The sequence below is a fragment of the Alphaproteobacteria bacterium RIFCSPHIGHO2_01_FULL_41_14 genome, assembly GCA_001767855.1.
GTDB lineage: Bacteria > Pseudomonadota > Alphaproteobacteria > UBA7879 > UBA5542 > 2-01-FULL-41-14.
The window spans coordinates 434,032-454,469 of record MEMF01000002.1; the positions used below are offsets into that span (position 1 = coordinate 434,032).

The window sequence follows — 20,438 nt, forward strand, 5'->3', positions numbered from 1 at the left end:
ATAGAGCACGGCAGTTTTACGGTTTCAGCTCATTCCGTTTACTGAGGCTTTCGCTGACGCAGGAACGTGGGAACGTCCAAATCTTCGTCTTCATCGTCCGGTGTATCGTCGGCGATGGGGCCGGGATTTTGCTCATCATTTTGGCTGAGTACCAGCTCAGGACGAGGGGTATCTTCCTTGGTTTTTTTTAGCCCAATGCGTTCCCAGAAAGACCGTTTGGTGGTCCCCTCTTCGGTGGTAAGGGGGGGCGTGGTTGTGACCAAGATGTCATCCTCGGTGCCCAGGGAGAGAGGGTTGAGGTCTGCCATTTCTTCTTCCTCAAAATCCAACTGGGTTTGGGGAAGGGGGCTGGCCAAGAAGTCTTTGGCCATGTCTCGACTGAGGCGGCCGCCGTGGGCATTGCCATCTTCGATACCGGTCGCCACCACAGAGACGCGTATACGACCCTCTAAACGATCGTCAAAGGTCGATCCAAAAATAATGTTGGCATTTTTATCCACTTGCTCGCGGATATAGTTGGCGGCTTCGTCCACTTCGAACAAGGTCATATCCATCCCGCCGGTGATGTTGATCAGCACGCCGTTTGCCCCCTTCAAAGAAACCTCATCCAAGAGAGGATTCGCCACAGCGGCTTCGGCCGCAGCCAGTGCCCGATTTTCACCTTCAGCTTCGCCTGTGCCCATCATGGCTTTGCCCATCTCACTCATTACGGTGCGGACGTCGGCAAAGTCAAGGTTAATGAGGCCGGGCATGATCATCAAATCTGTGACGCCCCGTACACCAGAGTAAAGAACATTGTCCGCCATATTAAAGGCATCCGCAAAGGTGGTCTTGGTGTCAGCCAGGCGGAACAAGTTTTGGTTGGGGATAATAATGAGCGTATCCACATGCTTTTGAAGTTCTTTTAAGCCCACTTCTGCGGCCCGCATGCGATGAGCGCCTTCGAAGAGGAAGGGCTTGGTGACCACAGCCACGGTTAAGATACCAGCATTACGCGCCGCTTTCGCGATGACGGGGGCCGCCCCGGTGCCGGTACCTCCCCCCATACCTGCGGTGATGAACACCATGTGGCTACCCTTAATTTTGGTTTCAATTTCGCCGAGTGTCTCTTCGGCAGCGGCGCATCCCACATCGGGTTTAGAGCCAGCGCCGAGCCCTTGGGTGAGCTCATAGCCAAGCTGAATTTTTGTGCTGGCCAAAGAGTGGTGGAGGGCTTGGGAATCTGTGTTAGCGACGGAAAATTCCACGCCTTCTAGGTTGGATCGAATCATGTTGTTAACAGCGTTTCCCCCCGCCCCACCAACTCCGATGACGACGATTTTTGGTTTTAGATTTTCAAAGTTTTGTGACATGTTCTTTCCTCTTAAAAATTTTCCTTTACCCAAGACATCATGGATGACCAGGCAGAGATGTGTTGCGATGAGGCACGGCGGTGATACCAATCTTGGTACGCAAAATCCAAAAGTCCAGTGGCGGTGGACATCGATGGATTTGCTATCACGTCAGGATCTCCTTTTATCTTAAGGGGATGCCCTAGCCGTACTTGTTTTTCTAATATTTGGGCCGCCATTATTTTTATACTTGAAAGCTGGCTGCAGCCCCCCGTTAAAACAATTCTTCTCCCTGCTATTTTATACATGTTGCTCGATTCCAGTCTAGCTTTAATTACCTGAAATATCTCTTCCACGCGGGGTTTAATAACTTGAGTTAAATATTTTTTCTTCACCGTGCGGGCGTCAGGTTTTTCATCTCCTTGGCGAGAGAAACTCATGAGAACTTTATCATCTTCCCCCGTTTCAAGGGCACTGCCATACACTGTTTTCAAGCGTTCGGCTTGGGCCAAAGAGGTGTTAAAGCCGTGGGCAATATCGTTCGTAATATGCAATCCTCCTAACGGAACGGAAAGCGTATGAATCACATTGCCTTGGTAAAAGATGGAAATCTCTGTTGTGTCGCCTCCCATATCAATGAGCGTGACGCCCATTTTCATTTCGTCTTCGGTGAGGGTCGCATACCCAGAGGCCACAGACGACGCAATCACAGACCGGACGTTCAAGTGGCATCGGTGTACACAATGTAAGACATTTTTCAGTACTTGCTGGTCGGCAGTGATCACGTGCATTTTGGCGGCGAGGGTGCGGCCCATCATCCCGCGGGGATCTTGGATTCCTTGGGTAGAATCCAGGGTATATTGCAGGGGAAACACATGGATCACATCGAAGTTGTGGTGGGCATCCACATGGCTGGCGCGTCGAATAAGCGTGTTAATCTCGTCATCGGTTACAGCTTGGGCAGAGAGGGGGATGGAAAGTGTTAGCAGCTCGGACAACAGGTGCTGACCTGAAATATTAACCACCACATCTTGAATGGTGGTGGAGGCCATTTTCTCGGCGGCGTGCACCGCATTCAGAATGGCATTTTCTGTGTCATCGATGCTGGTGATGAGGCCCTTTTTAACACCTCGGGACGCGTGGGACCCAGCGCCCATCAAATGATATTTAAGGGTGCGGGCATCATACTCGGCGATCACACAACTGACCTTTGTGGTTCCAATATCAAGAGCGGTGAGTGTATCTGCGGCCATGTCTTATCTCATGACCATTTTTTTAGGGAGTCTTAAATCGATCACTTTTTTTGCCTTTTCAAAGATTTGTATTTTTTTCTGTAATCCGTCCAATGTTTTTAACCCTTGGGCATATTCTTTTTCAGGCAACATAAGGGTAACCCCATTTTTTAACCTGAGATCCCACCGACGGTTTCCAACGCGGGTGGCTGCCACCACGTCTTGGAGAAGGTTGGGATATTTTTTCAACTCTTGGAGAAGGTCGTGGGCACTTTGGGGCGCGCCAAAACCAATGACCAAGGGGAATTGTTTATAGTCTTCAATGTGGGGGGTGAGGACTTCGCCCGTTTCGTCCACCAGAACCACTTTTTGATGATACTGCCAAAGAGCCATCGGGACGCGTTCATGCACTATCACGTGGATGCCATCGGGCCATTGGCGTTGAATCAAAATGGACTTCACCCACGGGTGTTGGCTGAGTTGGCTGTATGCCAGCTCAGGATCAAAGCGCGAGAAGGGGTCGCCCAGGCGCACCTCAAGCCCCTTGAGAAGATCATTTTGGGGGATGGCGTGACGCCCGTGGATAGAAATCTTTTTAATCTGAAACCCGAGCGCAATTTGATAGCGTTCGTATCGATGCACTAATGCTGCATGAGCCCGCTCAAACACTCCTGAGTATGACAGCCAACCCAATAGAAGTGCAATAAGGAGAGCCCCAAACAGAAAGAGTTTGAGAAACAGTTTCCACTTGGGGAGAGAGGGGCGGACTGGCGGCCGTGATCCTACCGCGGCGAGGCGCGACATAGTCCCTCCTCGATAAGTGAATAGACGAGTTGATCAAAGGAAATACCCCGGTAGGCCGCAATTTCTGGCACGATGGAGAGAGGGGTAAACCCAGGCAAAGTATTGATCTCTAGGAAAGCCATTTTACCCGTGTTGGCGTCATACCGAATATCACAACGGGTAACACCGCTGCACTCGAGGGCTTTATGGGCACGTTCTGAATACTCCATAACTTGATCATAAACCTCTTTTGAAATGCGGGCGGGCATATAGTGGTCTGTTTTTCCATCGGTATACTTATTGGTGAAATCATAGAATCCCTCTTTGGGGGAGAGTTCTAACACGCCAAGGGCTTTGTTTTCGATGACTGCACAGGAAAGTTCTTGGCCAGCAACATATTCTTCTACAAGCACCTGGTCGCCAAAGATCCAATGAATTTGGTCTTCTAACGGCTTTGAGGTGTCGTTAATAATATATACCCCGACGCTGGACCCCTCATCTATAGGTTTGATGACATAAGGTGCATGCATGGGATGCTTGGTTTTAATCTCTTCCCACTCATAGACCCCTCCCTTTGCAATGGGAATACCCATGCTTTGGAAAACTTTCAGAGAGGTGGGTTTATGCATCCCAATGGCTGAGGACAGAGCATTGGAATGGGTATAGGGGATTTGAAGAATATCCAGTAACCCTTGAAGACGCCCATCTTCAAAAAAGAGGCCATGCAAAGCGCCCATAAAGATGATATCGGGCTTGGGGGTGAGGAAGGTGATCAGTTCTTTCATATCGCGCTGAAGGTCGAGGGTTCTCACCTGATATCCTTGGCGTTGGAGAGACTCTAAGATGCCTTTGCCCGACATAAGAGAGACTTCTCGTTCATTGTTCCATCCCCCCACCAGGAAAGCAACGCTGGTTTTGGAAGGAACATGGCTTCTCTTTAAGAGGAGGGGGGAGGGGGTGGTCATCAAAGAACTCCAATTCGTTTAATTTCCCACTGAAGGGAGACGCCTGTTTTTTCTTTGACACGAAGACGCACGTCTTCAGCGAGAGATTCAAGATCTGCGGAGGTGGCGGTACCAGTGTTTATAAGGAAGTTACAATGTTTTTCCGAGATCTGTGCCCCTCCTTTCGTGAGACCACGACAGCCGGCTTCATCGATCAGCTCCCACGCTTTTTGGGGAAGAGGGTTTTTAAAGGTGCTGCCTCCGGTGCGGCTGCGAACGGGTTGGGTCGCTTCCCGCTCCGCCATAATCTTGCTGAGGCGGGCATGAATGGTGCTGGGGGTGCCCGGGGTGCCCTGAAAAGTGGCAGAAATCACGATGTCGTCGGCGGAAAGAGTGCTGCTGCGATAGGTAAATCCTAGCTGAAGGGGCATCTTGGTAGATCTTTCGCCCGATCGGTTGATCACCTCACAGGAAATCAAATGATCCTTGACCTCTTGGCCGTAGGCGCCTGCGTTCATCCTGATAGCTCCCCCTATGGTGCCGGGAATTCCTACAAAATACTCGAATCCTGACAAGCCTCTCTCTGCACTCTCTAGCGCAACAGTGCGATCAAGCGCCGCAGCGCCGGCTGTCAAAGTGGTTCCCTCAACTCTTATGTCATTAAACCCTTTTCCAAGCTTAATGACAACCCCGCGCACCCCTTTATCTCTGACCAACAAGTTGGAGCCCACTCCAATCACCGTCACCGGAATAGAGGGGGGGATGTGTTTGAGAAAATGTTCTAAATCGGCGATGTCTTCTGGCTTGAAAAGAATCTCGGCTGGCCCACCACTGCGAAACCAGACCTGGGGCCCCAGGGGAGCTTGAGGTTGATACCGTCCCCGCACCTGTGGCAGGTAGTTTAGGAGATTTTTTTCCATGAGTGTTTCAACAAGGGTTCAAGACTTTTAGGAAGATTGTGGGCCCATTGGCTGATGCTACCAGCGCCCAAGAGAATAACGTAATCCCCCTTGTGTACGATTGTTTTAAGAAGAGGGGCCAATTCTTCTTCCGCATTAATGGTATAAACTTTGCCTTTGAAGTGTTTGTGCACTTCGGCCGCAAGGGCCGTATGGGTTGCGTTCGGTATGGGTTTTTCTCCGGCGGCATAAACGGGAGCCAAGATGACCGTGTCTGCATTGGAAAAACAAGTTGCAAATTCTTTGAATAAATCATGTAAACGGCTATAACGATGGGGTTGTACCACGGCGATTACTTTGTGCTTCGTGAGTTTTTGAGCTGCCGTCAACACAGCTGCAATTTCGGTTGGATGGTGCCCATAGTCGTCAACAATGGTCACACCCTCCACTTCCGCGACGGTGGTGAAGCGACGTTGCACGCCCGAAAAAGAAGCCAGGGTATGTTTAATAATGGACGGGAAAACGCCCATTTTTATGGCGACAACAATCACCGCTAGGGCATTCAACACATTATGACGCCCATGGAGGGCAAGCTGAACATCTTTGATATCGTAATTATCGAAATGAACATCAAAGCTCATGCCAGTGGATGTATGCTTAATGTTGGTTGCGCGGCAGTCTGCTTTTTTGTGGGTCCCATAAGTAATATGAGGTTTTGTGATCTTGGGTAAAATTTCTTTCACGACAGGATGATCAAGGCAGACCACGGAAAATCCATAAAATGGGACGTCATTTGCAAACTTTATAAAGGCTTCTTTTAATTTGGCGAAGCTACCATAATTGTTGAGATGCTCAGGTTCGATATTGGTGATCACCGCGATTGTGGCAGGAATTTGAATAAATGTTTGATCCGATTCGTCGGCTTCCACCACCATCCAATTGCCGGCACCTGCACGGGCATTGGAGAGAAGGTCAACCAAAATACCGCCACTGAGGACGGTGGGATCCAGGCCCGCCTCTATCATCATCGTTGCCATTAAAGAAGTCGTCGTTGTTTTTCCATGGGTGCCGCTGATGGCAATGGCAGAAGTATACCGCATGATTTCTGACAAAAGCTCGGCGCGAGAGAGCACCGCAATGCCTTTTTTGCGAGCGGCCACCACTTCTGGGTTGTTAAGGGGCACATCGGAAGAACGCACCACCGTGGTCGCCCCTTCCACATTCTTGGGATCTGTTCCAATAAAGACAGGGACTCCTAAGTGCCTCAAGCGTTCTATGTTTTTATTATCTGCTCGATCACTACCTTGCACAGAGTGGCCAGACCGATGAAGGACTTCGGCAAGACTACTCATGCCGATGCCACCGATGCCAATAATGTGAAGAGTACCAATAGAAAGAGGATGTGTTTTCATTCTGATTTTCTGAAATGTTTAACAAAGCTTGGTGGGGTCATCCCCATCCTCCCCCTTATTTGTTCCTCCACCTTATGATTGGCGACTCAGAAGCACAGCTTCAACTGTATCAGCCAAGGCATCATCTGCAGTGGTTACTCCTAAAGCATGAAGCCTTTCTGCAGTTTTTTCAAGTCCTTTTGGATCTTTTAATATTTTTTCTAGGGTGTGAGCCAAAGATTTGGGGGTGAGCCCTCGTTCAGAGGTATACCATCCTGCTTTTTGATTGACAATAGACTGAGCATTATAAGTTTGATGATCGTCCATAGAAGTGGAGAGAGGGATAAAAAGGGGGGGTCGTCCCACTGCTGCCAATTCAGTTATGGTAGAGGCGCCTGCTCGAGTGATGATGAGGTGGGCCTTTTTATACTCGCTCGCAATGTCTTGAAAAAAGGGAGCGAGTGTGACAGAGAGGCCCCCTTCTTTATAGAGGGCTCGTGTTTCTTTCTCAAATTCAGGGCGACACTGTTGAATAATTTTAAGACGTTTTTTTAAGAGGGGAGGTAACAATCTAATGGCGAGTGGCAAAATAATGCTGAACGCTTTGGCACCTTGGCTGCCACCCACCACAAAAAGGCGAATGGTTTTGGTGGGAGCTTTATAGCGAGCGGTGCGTAGGGCAGCGATGTTGGCCCGGATGGGGTTACCTGTGACCACAATTTTTTGGCTGTCCTGAGGGTGGAGACCGTTGATGGACGAAAACACAGAAGTAATTTTTTGGGAAAAGGGGGCAAGCCATCGAGTGACCCGTCCCACATAGGCATTTTGCTCATGCATGATGAAAGGGACGCGCAGCACCAGCGCTGCGACCAGAGGTGGAAAGCTGGGATAGCCTCCAAACCCCACCACTAGAGCGGGACGTTTTAACAGGAAACGCCACGTAACGTAAAAAATCTCGATGGTCAGACGGACGAAGAGGGCCAATTTTGCTATCAATCCGGGACGATAGTAGGGAAGGTCAAGCACGAAGAAAGGGATGTCTTTGGGTTGAGTGTGAAACCCCATGCCCCGTTTGTCCGTGATGTAGAGGACTCTATGTCCGCGCTGTTTTAATTTTTCGGCGAGCGCCTGGGCAGGGAAAATGTGACCGCCGGTGCCACCGCCTACAACCGTAATAAATGGTCTCTTGATTTTCTTAAAGCCCTTTATCATCTAACCTCCGTCGAGTAAACCCTAATACGATGCCCATTCCCAAGGCAATGGCCAACAAAGAAGACCCCCCATAGCTGAGGAATGGTAGCGTCATGCCTTTGGTGGGAATGAGGTGAAGACTGGATCCCATATTAATCATGGCCTGCAATGCAAATTGGATGGTGATACCGCTGATGCCGAGCGTTAAGAAAAAGTTTTTCTCTCTTCGGGCGTGCCAAAGACAACGGCCTGTGATGAAGAAAAAGAGCCCCAGAATAAACAGGCAAAAGAAAAAGCCAAATTCTTCCCCCGCCACGGAAAAAACGAAATCGGCGTGAGAGTCTGGCAACTTTAGTTTGATAATGCCTTCCCCGGGACCGCGCCCAAAAATGCCCCCTTCCCGGAAGGCCTCGAGGGAGCGTGTGATTTGATATTGGTCGCCCGATTGGGGGTTGAGGAATCGATCGATCCGGCTAGCCACGTGGGGGAAGACAAAATAGGCAGCGGTGACGCCAGTGGCGCCCACTCCGCCTAACAGGTAAACCCAAAAGAGCGGCAGACCCGCGAGATAAAACTGGAAGAACCAGACAAGGGTAATGACAAAGACCATGCCAAAGTCGGGCTGAAGCAAAATGAGGCCTGCCACCGTTAGATAAAGAAGGATGGAGATGTTTCTGGACGAGAGGGGATGAGACGTTTTGAGTTGGGAGAAAAGCCAGGCGGCAATGATGGCAAAGGTGGGCTTGATAAACTCGGAGGCTTGCAAGGAAAACCCCATCATATTAATCCATCGACGGGCCCCTTTAGCTTCGAGTCCTATCAAGGGAGTCATCACCAAACAGAACAAAAAGAAAATGAAGAGTCCCCAACAGAGCCATCGAATTTGCCGAGGAGACAGGAGCGAGACAGAGACCATCAAGACAATGGCAGGCACCAGAAAAACAATATGACGGCGCACGAAAAAGAAGGAATCCACCCCAATGCGTTGAGCCACACTGGGGCTCGCGGCGAAGCTGAGAAAAATACCCGTGATCATAAGGAGCAGCAAAGCGAAAAAAAGCCAGCGATCGATGGTCCACCACCATTGGCCAAGGATACTGCGATCTGTGCGGGCAAAAGATTGACCAATCATTTTTTAGAAACCTTTTTGGGCTTTAACAATTTTTGAGCGAGAGTTCGGAAATGATCTCCTCGTTCTTCGAAATGGGCATACTGGTCATAAGACGCACAGGCTGGCGCCAGTAAAATGGTGGCTCTTCCTCCGCGGGCAGAGGCGTCTTCGAAGGCTTTTTTTACCGCTTTCGCCAACGTTCCCATAGCATCCGTGGGAAGGCTATCCTTTAAAAGGGCATGATACGCCTCTGTCGATTTACCAATGGTGTAGACATGTTTAATGTGGGAAAAGAAGGGGCGGATGGGGTCGAGCTCGACGGACCCTTCTTTGGGGTCTCCCCCCACGATCCAATAGACATTCGAAAAAGCACTTAAGGATTTTGTGGCGGCTTCCAGCGTGGTGGCTTTACTGTCATTAATGAAGGCAATATTATTCTTTGTCCCCACCCATTCTTGACGATGGGGGAGACCCTTGTAGGTTTGGATGGCGTCGATAAAAGTGGTATGACTCATGTCACTCAAGATGCGGGCTGCTGCATAACTAGCTGCAATGTTTTGATGATTATGAGATCCTTTTAAAGACCCCAATAAGGATAAGTTCAACACGTCTTTGGGGAGGGTGCCGAGATGATCCACCAACCATCCCCGATCCACATAGACGCCTGTATTTAATTGGCGTGTGCCCGATACGGGGATAGTGTAGGGCCCTTCGAGAGAGTTATAGATGGCCTCTGACAACGGATCGTCCACCCCAATGATTTTTTTACCATGGGGTTTCAAAAGGTCAAAAATGTGTAGCTTGGCTTGCTGGTAGTGGGGCATGTCGCCATGACGATCAAGGTGATTGGGGGAGATGTTCAAAAAGATGGCCACATCCAGAGCGGGGGTTTGAAGGCGTTCCAACTGGAACGACGATAGCTCCATCACATACACGCCTTTGGGGCCCACATCAGGCATGTCAAAGGCAGGGACTCCCAGGTTTCCTCCGGCCTCGGCTTTTATGCCAGTTGCCTTTAAGAGATGGGCGGTGAGGGAGGTGGTAGTGGACTTGCCATTACTGCCGGTAATGCCTACGAAGGATTTTCCCTGCTGCTCTTGGAAAAACAAGTCCACATCACAGAGGAGGGGAATATCGTGTTTTTTAGCCAGCACAGCCGCTGCATGGGGGTGGGGTAAATCATGGGGAATGCCAGGGCTTAAAATCAGAGCGTCGATCGTATCCCACGGCGCTTGCTTAGGACTGATCCACGGAACATCCAATTTTTTGAGGGCTGTCTTATTCAGATTTTTATCGTCCCACGCAAAGACATGTGCCCCGGTTCTTTTCAGTGCAGCTAAAGTGGAAAGGCCCGATTTACCTAGCCCCACTACATAGAAAGTTTGATCGTGGAAAAGACTTTTTTTGGTCATCTGAGTTTCAAAGTCGCGAGGCCCAAGAGAGCCAAAATGAAAGAAATAATCCAGAAGCGAATCACCACGGTGGACTCAGACCATCCCTTTTTTTCGAAATGATGATGAAGGGGTGCCATCAGGAAAATGCGCTTGCCACCCGTATATTTAAAATAGGCGACTTGAATCATCACTGACAGAGTTTCCACCACGAACAACCCACCGATGAGGGCAAGGACAAGTTCGTGCTTGGTGATGACGCCGATGGTCCCCAGCGCGCCGCCAATGGCCAGAGACCCCATATCCCCCATGAACACTCGAGCCGGGGGCGCATTGTACCAGAGGAACCCCAAGCTAGCGCCTACTAAAGCGCCACAGAAAACGGTAAGCTCACCACTGCCAGGGACAAAATGAAGTTGGAGATGAGAGGCAAACACAGCATTTCCCACGAGATAGGCAATAATCCCAAAGCAGAGGGTGGTGATGATGGTGACACCAATGGCGAGGCCATCCAAGCCGTCCGTCAGATTCACCGCATTGGAACTGCCCACAATCACCACCACCACAAAGGGGAAAAAGAAGAGGTGGAAGTTAAGGAGAATATCCTTGAAAAAGGGCAATGCCAGGTGGGTACTTAAAGCGGAGGGGAGATAGTAAGAAATGGCATAAGCAGCCATCGTGCCAACGAAAAGTTGGCCCACAAACTTTATTTTGCTGAGCATACCCTCGGCATTTTGTTTGCTGACTTTGATATAGTCGTCATACCCGCCTAGAACACCGAGACTCAGGCACACGAGAAGGACAATCCACAGAAAAGGATTAGAAAGGTCAGCCCATAAAAGAGTGCTGCAGGTGAGGCTGATGAGAATAATACTTCCCCCCATCGTGGGGGTGCCTTTTTTACTCTGGTGACTTTCAGGACCTAGAGCTCGGATGGGTTGGCCCTGGCCTTGAATTTTCCGGAGATACGCAATGACGTGAGGGCCAATGAGAAATCCGATGATCAAGGACGTGAGGGTGGCCCCTGCTGTGCGAAAGGTAATATATTTGAAGAGATTAAAGAAATGCACTTTGCTGGCAAGGGGATAAAAAAGGTTATAGAGCATTTCTGTGGTCCTGACTTGTGTTGTTTACGCATCCTTCCCGCCCATCATAAAGGAGTTTTTCTTGGTTGTCATGGGGGCAGCAGAGAGTTTAATAGATTATTTTCCCACTCTTCCCTGTCATCATTCCGAAAAAATTTGAACAATTTTTGTGGGGATCCAGCTGTCTTAAATATAATCCAGGCAATATGTGGATTGCTGCGCCCTTAAGAGGGCTCGAGAGTGACGGGGGTTTAAAGCTGTACCTTTTTGTCTTTCTTTTTGAATCTTATCGTTGAAGGTGGTATGTGATTCAGTAGACTTCTTGCACAAACAAAAATATTTGGTTCTGCAAGAAGTCTCGTTTGTACCATTTCAATGAATGAAGGATAATAGATCATGAAAAGATTTTTGAGTGTTTCACACTCCCTGAGTTGCGTTGCCTTTTTGAGTGTCTTACTGAGCTTGGGCGTTTCGGAGGGGGCCATCTATAGCCGTCAAGACTCAGACGAAAGCGCGAAGACAAGTCGAGTCATCCTGGAATGGAGCCCCTCGTATGGCACACAGGTAAAGAATCTTGCTGCCGCTTTGAAGGGGAACACAACGCTAACCCACCTGGGGATTCAGAGCTTCGGGTTCATGGAGAAGGATATACCCCTCATCGTGGATGCCCTGGCAGGGAATACGATACTGAGAAGTCTAAGTCTTGACGGGCGGTATATTGGGGATAGGGGTGCCCGTGCCCTCGCTACCTTCCTGAAGGGGAACACAACGCTGACTACTCTGACGCTGGGTTTTAAAAGAAAAAATATTTTTTTGAATCAAGACTGGCTTGGTAATGAAGGCGCAAAGGCCCTTGCCAACGTTCTTTTGAAGAAGAATAGAACTCTGACTCATCTGGATCTTGAAGGAAATTACATTGGGTACGAGGGGGCACACGCCCTGGCTGAGGCCCTAAAGAAGAACCCGATCCTAAAAAGTGTGTCGCTTCGCCAGAATGAGATTACTCAGAAGGGGAGAGAAGCCATTATAGCGTTTCTGGAAGATCATGTAGGGAAGATGCTCCTAGGTTTGGGGGGTTAATCCTAAGTTCTTGCCCCGCCGTGATGCTGCACGCATCAAAAGACTGTCTCTGAACCAAACGCGAGCTTCACATCTCCAGGTTTTTGAGCGTCTAGCCGATCTTTATAGACCTCTAGCGATTCTGGAAATACTACTGTTAAAGGCTGATTTCCTCTCAGTTTCATCACTCTTTGTTCTAAGCTTTTCTGCTTTTGTGCGCGCATCGGAAAAGAAGAACTTTCTTTCATTAATTCTTGTAATTTTCTTTGTGTTCTGTCCAACAACGCTTGCCTCCTTTTGGGGAGGTCCGGCGTATAATCTCGACTTATCGTCCAGAGAAATGCCTCCGCAGATCCCACACTGATATCCTCGCCCCCATTCAGAAACACTTTATGAATATTAGGATGTGCCATCAGGGATGACGCCACTTGCTTTATAACATTGGTATTATTTAAGGACGTCATGCCCAACGTTACGGTACACAACTGTTTGAGCGAGAGTAGTACCGGGAGGGTTTCCATTATATCTCCCACCTCTCCTAATATCTCGAGATGCTTAAGCCGATAGGGCTTTAGTTTTTTAAAGAGGGCACGTGCTTCGTCGGTCGATATGTCTACCCCCAATCTCAGGGTATCCAGATCTTTTCCTGCTTTAATGAGGTGTACAAAAGAACTCGAAGGTTCGAGTTCTTTTTTCTTCTTCATGAATTTTTTATGGTTTACCGTCACGGTCATTTGATCTGACTCTAGAACAAAGAAAGGCTTCCTTACGATGCTATGAAGGATAGATGAAATTCGGAGGTGAAGATTATTTCCCCTGACGTCCAAATAGGAAAGAGCCGGATACCCAGAGGGGTCAAAAAAACCCTGAAGAATGTTCCAATCGCCCGTAAGCCCTGCTTGTTGCAGACTTAATGTGTGAACCGTACTGTTTCTGAGAATTCTCTTGATTTTAGAGAGGGCTTCCTGTGTCCAGGGATTCTGCCCCAGATCCAAGGAATCAAGCCGTCTTCCACAAGTGCACAACCACGCTTCAAAGGCGCCTGACACATGTTGAAAATGATTATGACTGAGATCCAAAGAAGTCAGCTCTTCTAATTCAGCTTTCTCCATTACCAGTGCTCGAGAGGTACGCGATTTTCCCCCTCTTTTTTTACCAGAGGGGCCATAATCAAAAAAACTTTCAGCAGGGGAGGGGGTGGAAAGCGTCGATCTCAATGAACGGGAATCTTCCTCCAAGGGGGCTGAAAAGAGGGAGAAAGAAAAGAAGGAAAGAATACAAATTCCCAATAGGCTTTCTCTAAAGCTCTGCATCGTCATTATACCCCCTTTTTTTTGAATCACTTACCATTCAAACCTATCATGGCTTGGGACAAGCTAACAGATTTAAAAAGCCAAAGTAGAATTTTATTAGGATTCCCTCTCTGGCTCCAAATACCTTGGAGGAAATAGGTGATCCTAACGGATAAACTTTTTCATGAGCGCGTCAGACACCTTATTTAACTTCACCGCATTGGACGCCTTCACCAGGATGGCGTCTTTTTCTTTGAGGATGTCCAGAACATCGGTGATGAGGGCCTCGAGATCCTCGTAATGGTGAGCGTCAACGGACGATTTGATTTGATCGTGAAGCGCTTTCATTTCTGGGCCATAGGTGAAAACCCCCCGAGGCTGGGTGGCCAAGACTAAATCCTTTAACCCCTCGTGATATTTTTTTGAGTTGGCCCCGAGCGCCCGCATGTCACCGAGCACCAGATACCGATGCCCGGTATGGGGGTGGGAGCCAAAGGCTTCCAATGCCGCCTTCATGGACCCAGGGTTCGCGTTGTAACTTTCATCAAACAAGGAAATATGGTGGCCCAAATGGATCACTTGACCCCGCCGGTCAGAGCCTTGAAACTGGGCCAAGGTGTGCAAAGCTTGGGGCACATTGGCCTTCGCCCCTTGAACGGCCCCCAACACGGCCAAACTGTTCATGGCAAAATGCTTGCCCAGCAAGTTGAGAGTATATGTGTACGGTGTCTCTTGCAACGTGATTTTCACCTGAGCGTGCGTACCGTCTGGTGTGTAAGACATAAGCCTCAGGTCACACTGCGGGCCTTCTCCAAACAAAAAGATATGGGCAATTTTTTGTGCCTTTGCTTTCTCCAATAAAAGGGAGGTTTCGGGAAGATCACCTGGGATAAGAGCGACGCCCTCTGAGGGGACACCCTCAAAAATTTCAGCCTTGGCACAGGCAATATTTTCGGTGGACCCTAGGTCTGCGAGATGCGCCGGATTGATAGTGGTAATGAGGGCAATGTGGGGGCGGGCCATGTGGGTGAGCGCCGCAATCTCGCCCGGCGCACTCATGCCCATTTCAAGCACCACATACTTTTCGTCTCCCATGCATTCGGCGAGCGTCAGTGGGACGCCCCAGCGGGAGTTAAAGCTGCGAAAGTTGGCGTGGGTTTTGCCTTGCTGGGAAAGGCAGAGTTGTAGCATGTCTTTGGTGGTGGTTTTGCCCGAGCTGCCTGTGATGCCAATGACGGTGGCGGTCAACTGATCGCGCACATAATGGCCAATCTGCAGCAGCGCGTTCTCTACATTGGGGACGAGGAGCAAGGGGCTGTCTTTGGGAAGGCGGGGAGGTATGTGGCTGACGAGCGCAGCGACAGCGCCGTTTTGAAAGGCCTGTTCCACATAGTCGTGTCCATCCACGGTTTCTCCTTTGATGGCCACGTACAATTGACCTGGCGTAGTTTGACGACTGTCATGGGTAAAGGTGGTGGCTGTCCAGGTAGGCGGGCCGGCGAGGATACCCTGGGTGATGGATTGGAGACGCGTCGCGGTCCATTTGTTTTTCATATCTATCTGGTTCTTATGGTTTCAATTCTTTTGTTCGTGTTGTCGTCATAGCGTTGCTCGCGTGGCCGCTGCCTTCTGCTTGTCGCCCTCGCGCAGGCGGGGGCCCGAAGCGTCTGCACAATCGATCTAAGAAAGACTGGGTTCCCGCCTTCGCGGGAATGACAATTACGCTTCAGCTTAACGAATCTCGGCGATGGTTTCAAGAATCACGCGACGGTCGAGGAAAGGTTCTGTTTTTCCCTGGACGATTTGACCGTCTTCGGGGCCTTTGCCGGCCACTAAAATAATGTCACCTGCCTGGGCATGATGCAGGGCGTACGCAATGGCTTGTCGACGGTCGGGAATGTCGTGGGCGTCCGGCGCGCCTTGTTTCAACTGGGCACGAATGACGTCTGGATCTTCGAACCGCGGATTATCATCCGTGAGGATTACTTGGTCTGCGTGATCAGCCGCCGCTTTTCCCATGGGCGGGCGGGTGCCAGGGTCACGACCACCGCCGGCGCCAAAGACAATCCATACTTGTTTTTGGGTGTGCTTCTTCAGGGCTTTCAGAACGGTTTGAATGGCGTCTTCTGCATGGGCATAGTCAACATACACAGCGGCGCCCTTTGGGGTGTTTGCCACGAATTCAAGTCGACCGGCGGGGGGGGTCAGATGCGGAAGGCCTTGGATAGCCCGCTCCACATTCACCTCTGGGTCGGCAAGCACCAGCCCGAGCGCGCAGAGGGCATTATAAACCTGAAACTCTCCCATAAGGTGAAACGTAATGGTGTAGGGCCGACCCAGCAAAGAGAGCTCTGCTTTCTGGCCCTGAGGCAGCGGGATGAGGGATTTGATATGCAGGTCTTTGCCGCTCCGACCATAGGTTAAGATTTTAACCCCATGACTTCTTTTTTTGAGAGCGTCAAACTCAGGAATGTCGGTGTTCAAAACCGCCACGCCATGGGACGGCGTGAGCAGATCGGAAAAGAGACGCCCTTTGGCATCGAGGTAATTTTCAAGCGTGCCGTGGTAATCCAAATGGTCCCGGCTAAAGCTGGTGAAACCTGCTGCCGAAAAGGACAGTCCGTCGAGTCGGTATTGGGTGAGGCCGTGGCTGGAGGCCTCAAGGGCCAAATGCGTGATGCCTTTGTCATGAAGGGCTTGGAGACTTTGGTGCAGATAAACGGGGTCGGGGGTGGTGAGATGTTTCTTGGCCTTAAACCAGGTGCTTTGAATCCCAAGTGTGCCCATACTGGCAGATTTGTACCCCAGATGTTCCCATAACTGACGGGCGAATTCCACGGTGGAACTTTTCCCGTTGGTGCCGGTGACGGCCACGATATGGGCGGGGGCTTTGGGGTAAAACAAAGCGGCGATCTTCGCGAGGCATGATTTTGCATTGTCTGTTTCGAGGAACGCCACCTGGGGAAAAAGGTCTTTGTATTGTTTGCACGCAGAGGAGGAAGCAACGATAACGGTGGCTCCTTTATTAATGGCTTCTGGAATGAAGGTTTCCCCATTGACTTGGGTGCCCTGAATGCCCACAAAAATAAAGTGGGGATGGAGGTCGCGCGTGGAAGACGTCACTCCTTTGATCTGTGTCGCCAGAAGGGGAGGAGGTGAGGACACAAGCGTCGCCACGCGCAGGGTTTTCAGCTGGGCGAGAAGCTTACTGAATTGCACGAGTGGCTCCTCGCCCTTCTTGTTGAATGCGCATGGCGGATTGAATGGCAGGGGACGTTTCGTCCACGGGCATCACCTCTAAGAGAGACGCTGCTTTTTCGATCACTTCCTTAGCGATGGGGGCAGCGACAGCGCCTCCGGTGGAAATACCGCCGGCAGCACCGCCATTTTTGGGTTCATCGAGCATGATGAAGACAAGGTATCGCGGACTGGTGATGGGGAAGGCCCCTACAAAGATGGCTCGGTGCTTACCTTTAGCCACATAGCCTTTGCCACCTTCCACTTTTTTGTTGGCAGATCCTGTTTTTCCGCCCACCATATAGCCGACCGCATTGGCTTTCTGGCCAGAGCCACTCTTTACTACCAGGTGCATGAGACGGCGCATTTTTTCTGACGTAGCGGCTGAGATGATACGGGTATAGGTGTCAGCCCCTTCTTTTTTAAGCAGGGTGGGGTTGCGCAGAACACCCCCGTTTACCAAGGTGGCAATGCCGTTGGTGAGATGCAGAGGGCTGATGGCCAAACCATATCCATAAGAGATGGTAGCCATGTTAATATCTTTCCACTCTCCGCGAGGGGCCATGGGAACTCCGTTTTCGCCTAATTCAATTTTAAGGGGTTTCAAGAAACCAATCTTCTCGAAGAATTCCTTTTGACGTTTTGCCCCCACTTTGAGGGCTGTTCTAACGGTTCCAATGTTGGACGAGTACATGAAAATCTCGGGGATGGAGAGCCATCTGTTTTTAGGATATAGATCGCTGATTCTGAACTTCCCCACATGGAATGGCTTTGATGTGTCGAATCCATCCTGTAAAGACACGACCTTGTAATCAAGAGCCATGGCAAAGGTGAAAATTTTGAACACGGACCCCATCTCGTAAACCCCGAGGGTGTTGGTGTTAAAAATGGCCTCGCTGGTTTTAGAGTGGTGGGGGTCAAAGTCAGGCAGGGATACCATGCCTAAAATTTCGCTGGTGTTGGCGTCTAACACGATCCCGCTGGCTTTTTTGGCCCCATATTTTTCAGCTCCATTCACCAAAGCTTCGCGCAGGATATGTTGGACCCGAAGATCGATGGAGAGCTGAAGGGGCTTGTCACCGGTTTTCAGCGAAGATTCAAAGTGGCGTTCTACACCCGTGAGGCCCTTATTATCCACATTGGTGTATCCCACCACGTGGGCGGTCAAGGTCTCGTGGGGGTAAATGCGCTTTTGTTCCTTTTGGAAATCCAAACCCACTTGGCCCAAATATTGTACCATTAGTTTTTGTTTGGGGGTGAGGTTGCGTTTGATCCAGACGAAAGGACTTTGAGAGGTGAGTTTTTGGGAAAGACTTTTCTCGGACATCTCTGGGAAAATCTTGGTGAGTTTTTTTGCGACCAGTTGGGGATCAGAAATGTGCTTGGGGTTCGCAAAAAGGGAAAAGGTGATTAAGTTGGTGGCGAGGATGGTGCCATTGCGATCCACAATGTCCGATCGTTTGAGCAGAGGGAGCTCTGGGGTGGAGGCACGGCTATGGGGCTGAGATAACACCATGACCCATAAGAGACGAATGCCGATAGCCAGAAAGACACAGAAGACCAAGATGGCTGCCACGGTAAAGCGCGTTAAAGGGGCCTCGGCCCCTTTTTGGTTTTGTTGCCCATCGAGGAAAGCTCGCATCCGGGATGGCGGGGTTTGGAGGGCCTGATCATACATTAAGGGGCCCTTTTATAAGCGACCATAATGCCCTTATTTGACCGCTGATGAAAGGTTTCAAGCGATGCAATTTGAACGGCCCGCATAGGGTGTAACTTAAGATGTTTCTGGCTGAGATTTGCCAGGCGTTTTGGGCTGGTTAAAAACCCCCATTCCGCCCGCATGGTGTGTAGGGATTCTTTGGTATTGAGGATCCGGAGCCGAACTTCCTGAAGGTCGTGCGCGGTATTCGAGACGCAATGCTTTAGATGATAGAGCCCAATGCCCATGAGGAGACTGAGAAAAATCAAAATGATCGAGCTTTTCCTTAAAAAATCATGGGACAACATGTTACAGCCATCCTTCCGGGAGGAGAGGTTGGGCAGTGCGACTGGCCCAACGCAGACGAGCTGAGCGCGCGCGCGGGTTCTGGGCAATCTCAGCCGCGGAGGGCTTGCGAGCTTTGCGTTCCTGCGTCAGGAAAGACAGAGAGGTCATCGTCTTTAGGGGGACGGGACTGTGTCGAGACGGATTTGGGATGTCCCCACTCTTCTGGCGCAGGAATTTTTTAACGCGTTCATCCTCCAAGGCATGGAAGGAAACCACCACCAATCTTCCCTGGAAAGCCAGGGTTTTTTCGGCAGACCGCAGCCCTTTTTCCAGGGACTGAAGTTCTCGGTTGAGGTGGATGCGTAAAGCTTGGAATGTTTTTGTGGCCGGATCAATTTTTTGATGGGGCTTTTTTTTGCAAATGGTGTGAATCAGGTGGGTGAGCTCAAGGGTGCGGGTAAAGGGGTGCGTTTTGCGCCGCTCCACAATGGCCTTGGCAATCTGCCGCGATTTGGGTTCGTCGCCATATTGCCAGAGGATGGTGGCCAATTCTTTTTCGGGAAGGGTATTGATCTCATCGGCCGCGGTGGGGCCTTTCTTTTCCATCCTCATATCGAGCGGACCATCTTTTTGGAAAGAAAATCCACGGTCTGGATCATCCAACTGGGGAGAGGAAACACCGAGGTCAAAGACAATGCCATCCACCAGACCCACGTGAGCGTCTGAGAGAAGAATATCAAGATTGGCAAAGTTGCCTTCTAAAATGGTGAAGCGTTTGTCTGTTGCTTGAAGTAACTTGCCGCGCTTCACGGCGTCTGGGTCGCGATCGACCCCATACACTGTACAATTGGCTGCCCTTAAAATAGCACGGCTATACCCGCCAACGCCGAAAGTGGCATCCACATAGATCTTACCCTCTTGGGGGGACAAAACATCAAGCACTTCTGATAACATGACAGGGGTGTGAAGGGTTTGATGGGTCATACGGGGGCTCCCTCTTTCGCGGGAAGCTTAAGGGTGATTTTTTTGCTGCGAATCCTCGCACGGGCCTCTTCTTGATGTTTTTCAAATCGTTGGGGGTTCCACAATTGAAAGGTAGGACCACGCCCCACAAAGGCAACGGAATCTTCCAGATGAGCAAAGGCCAGGAAAGAATCGGGAATCATGATGCGCCCTTCTGGATCCCAGGTGAGCTGTTGGGCATCGGCAAAAAGGGCAGCAGCTAAATCTTCTTGGTTTTCAGAAAACAAATCAAGCTGATCTAAACTGTCGCTGAGCGCCTGCATGCGGTCCCTATGGTATGCTTCAAGGGCTGGTAAGGTATAGGATTTGAAGACAATCACACCACCAGTAGGCTGGGAGGTCAGAGCGGCGCGAAAAGCAGACGGGACAGAGACCCGACCCTTTCGATCTATTTTATTTATATATGTCGATAAAAATAACGACATCTGCGGCCCTGACCTTTCATGTTATGCCTCTGTCTTATGGGATATCATGGGATGACA

The 20,438-nt window shown here is 50.1% G+C and carries 17 protein-coding genes and 1 pseudogene; 1 reads left to right on the top strand and 17 read right to left on the bottom strand.

All coding sequences use genetic code 11. The features are described from left to right. Positions 1-407: 407 nt before the first annotated feature. The 10 genes and pseudogenes from A2621_02145 to A2621_02190 form a co-directional block, all read right to left on the bottom strand. Positions 408-1,352 (bottom strand): annotated as a pseudogene (locus tag A2621_02145) (cell division protein FtsZ). 11 nt (positions 1,353-1,363) lie between these two features. Continuing rightward, the gene (locus A2621_02150; GenBank protein ID OFW89687.1) at positions 1,364-2,584 is read right to left on the bottom strand and encodes a cell division protein FtsA; all 1,221 of its coding nucleotides are present in this window, start codon (positions 2,582-2,584) and stop codon (positions 1,364-1,366) included. 3 nt (positions 2,585-2,587) lie between these two features. Continuing rightward, a complete protein-coding gene (locus A2621_02155; GenBank protein OFW89688.1) occupies positions 2,588-3,367 on the bottom strand; it encodes a hypothetical protein in 780 nt (259 codons plus the stop codon). Beyond that, positions 3,346-4,311 carry a hypothetical protein gene (locus A2621_02160; protein ID OFW89689.1) on the bottom strand — a complete coding sequence of 322 codons (966 nt, stop codon included), beginning with the start codon at positions 4,309-4,311 and terminating at the stop codon, positions 3,346-3,348. Before A2621_02160 ends, A2621_02155 begins: the two co-directional genes overlap by 22 nt. Then, the gene (locus A2621_02165) at positions 4,311-5,210 is read right to left on the bottom strand and encodes a UDP-N-acetylenolpyruvoylglucosamine reductase (protein OFW89690.1); all 900 of its coding nucleotides are present in this window, start codon (positions 5,208-5,210) and stop codon (positions 4,311-4,313) included. Before A2621_02165 ends, A2621_02160 begins: the two co-directional genes overlap by 1 nt. Continuing rightward, complete coding sequence (locus tag A2621_02170) at positions 5,192-6,601, bottom strand: UDP-N-acetylmuramate--L-alanine ligase (GenBank protein OFW89691.1); 1,410 nt, start codon at positions 6,599-6,601, stop codon at positions 5,192-5,194. The genes A2621_02165 and A2621_02170 overlap by 19 nt, the downstream gene beginning before the upstream one ends. A 72-nt stretch (positions 6,602-6,673) precedes the next feature. Next, positions 6,674-7,792, bottom strand: coding sequence for an undecaprenyldiphospho-muramoylpentapeptide beta-N-acetylglucosaminyltransferase (locus tag A2621_02175; GenBank protein ID OFW89692.1), 1,119 nt, complete (start codon positions 7,790-7,792; stop codon positions 6,674-6,676). Continuing rightward, positions 7,776-8,903, bottom strand: a complete 1,128-nt coding sequence (locus A2621_02180) for a cell division protein FtsW (protein OFW89693.1) — start codon at positions 8,901-8,903, stop codon at positions 7,776-7,778. Before A2621_02180 ends, A2621_02175 begins: the two co-directional genes overlap by 17 nt. Further along, complete coding sequence (locus A2621_02185) at positions 8,900-10,294, bottom strand: UDP-N-acetylmuramoylalanine--D-glutamate ligase (GenBank protein OFW89694.1); 1,395 nt, start codon at positions 10,292-10,294, stop codon at positions 8,900-8,902. The genes A2621_02180 and A2621_02185 overlap by 4 nt, the downstream gene beginning before the upstream one ends. Further along, positions 10,291-11,379: a phospho-N-acetylmuramoyl-pentapeptide-transferase gene (locus A2621_02190; GenBank protein OFW89695.1), complete on the bottom strand. Its 1,089-nt coding sequence runs from the start codon at positions 11,377-11,379 to the stop codon at positions 10,291-10,293. The genes A2621_02185 and A2621_02190 overlap by 4 nt, the downstream gene beginning before the upstream one ends. 375 nt (positions 11,380-11,754) lie before the next feature. Here A2621_02190 and A2621_02195 point away from each other — a divergent pair, with 375 nt between their 5' ends. Beyond that, positions 11,755-12,438, top strand: a complete 684-nt coding sequence (locus A2621_02195; GenBank protein OFW89696.1) for a hypothetical protein — start codon at positions 11,755-11,757, stop codon at positions 12,436-12,438. A gap of 35 nt (positions 12,439-12,473) precedes the next feature. Here the strand turns inward: A2621_02195 and A2621_02200 are convergent, their stop codons facing one another. From A2621_02200 to A2621_02230, 7 genes are all read right to left on the bottom strand, one after another. Next, positions 12,474-13,730, bottom strand: a complete 1,257-nt coding sequence (locus A2621_02200) for a hypothetical protein (protein OFW89697.1) — start codon at positions 13,728-13,730, stop codon at positions 12,474-12,476. Positions 13,731-13,874: 144 nt separating this feature from the next. Next, positions 13,875-15,227 (bottom strand): hypothetical protein, encoded by a 1,353-nt coding sequence (locus A2621_02205; GenBank protein ID OFW90118.1) that lies wholly within the window; start codon positions 15,225-15,227, stop codon positions 13,875-13,877. A 213-nt stretch (positions 15,228-15,440) separates the two neighbouring features. After that, positions 15,441-16,901 carry a UDP-N-acetylmuramoyl-L-alanyl-D-glutamate--2,6-diaminopimelate ligase gene (locus A2621_02210; protein ID OFW90119.1) on the bottom strand — a complete coding sequence of 487 codons (1,461 nt, stop codon included), beginning with the start codon at positions 16,899-16,901 and terminating at the stop codon, positions 15,441-15,443. Between the two features lie 13 nt (positions 16,902-16,914). Next, positions 16,915-18,624: a hypothetical protein gene (locus A2621_02215; protein OFW89698.1), complete on the bottom strand. Its 1,710-nt coding sequence runs from the start codon at positions 18,622-18,624 to the stop codon at positions 16,915-16,917. Further along, positions 18,624-18,953, bottom strand: coding sequence for a hypothetical protein (locus tag A2621_02220; GenBank protein ID OFW89699.1), 330 nt, complete (start codon positions 18,951-18,953; stop codon positions 18,624-18,626). The genes A2621_02215 and A2621_02220 overlap by 1 nt, the downstream gene beginning before the upstream one ends. A 1-nt stretch (position 18,954) precedes the next feature. Next, positions 18,955-19,917: a 16S rRNA (cytosine(1402)-N(4))-methyltransferase gene (locus A2621_02225; protein ID OFW89700.1), complete on the bottom strand. Its 963-nt coding sequence runs from the start codon at positions 19,915-19,917 to the stop codon at positions 18,955-18,957. Next, positions 19,914-20,381: a cell division/cell wall cluster transcriptional repressor MraZ gene (locus A2621_02230; protein ID OFW89701.1), complete on the bottom strand. Its 468-nt coding sequence runs from the start codon at positions 20,379-20,381 to the stop codon at positions 19,914-19,916. The genes A2621_02225 and A2621_02230 overlap by 4 nt, the downstream gene beginning before the upstream one ends. Between the last annotated feature and the right edge of the window lie 57 nt (positions 20,382-20,438).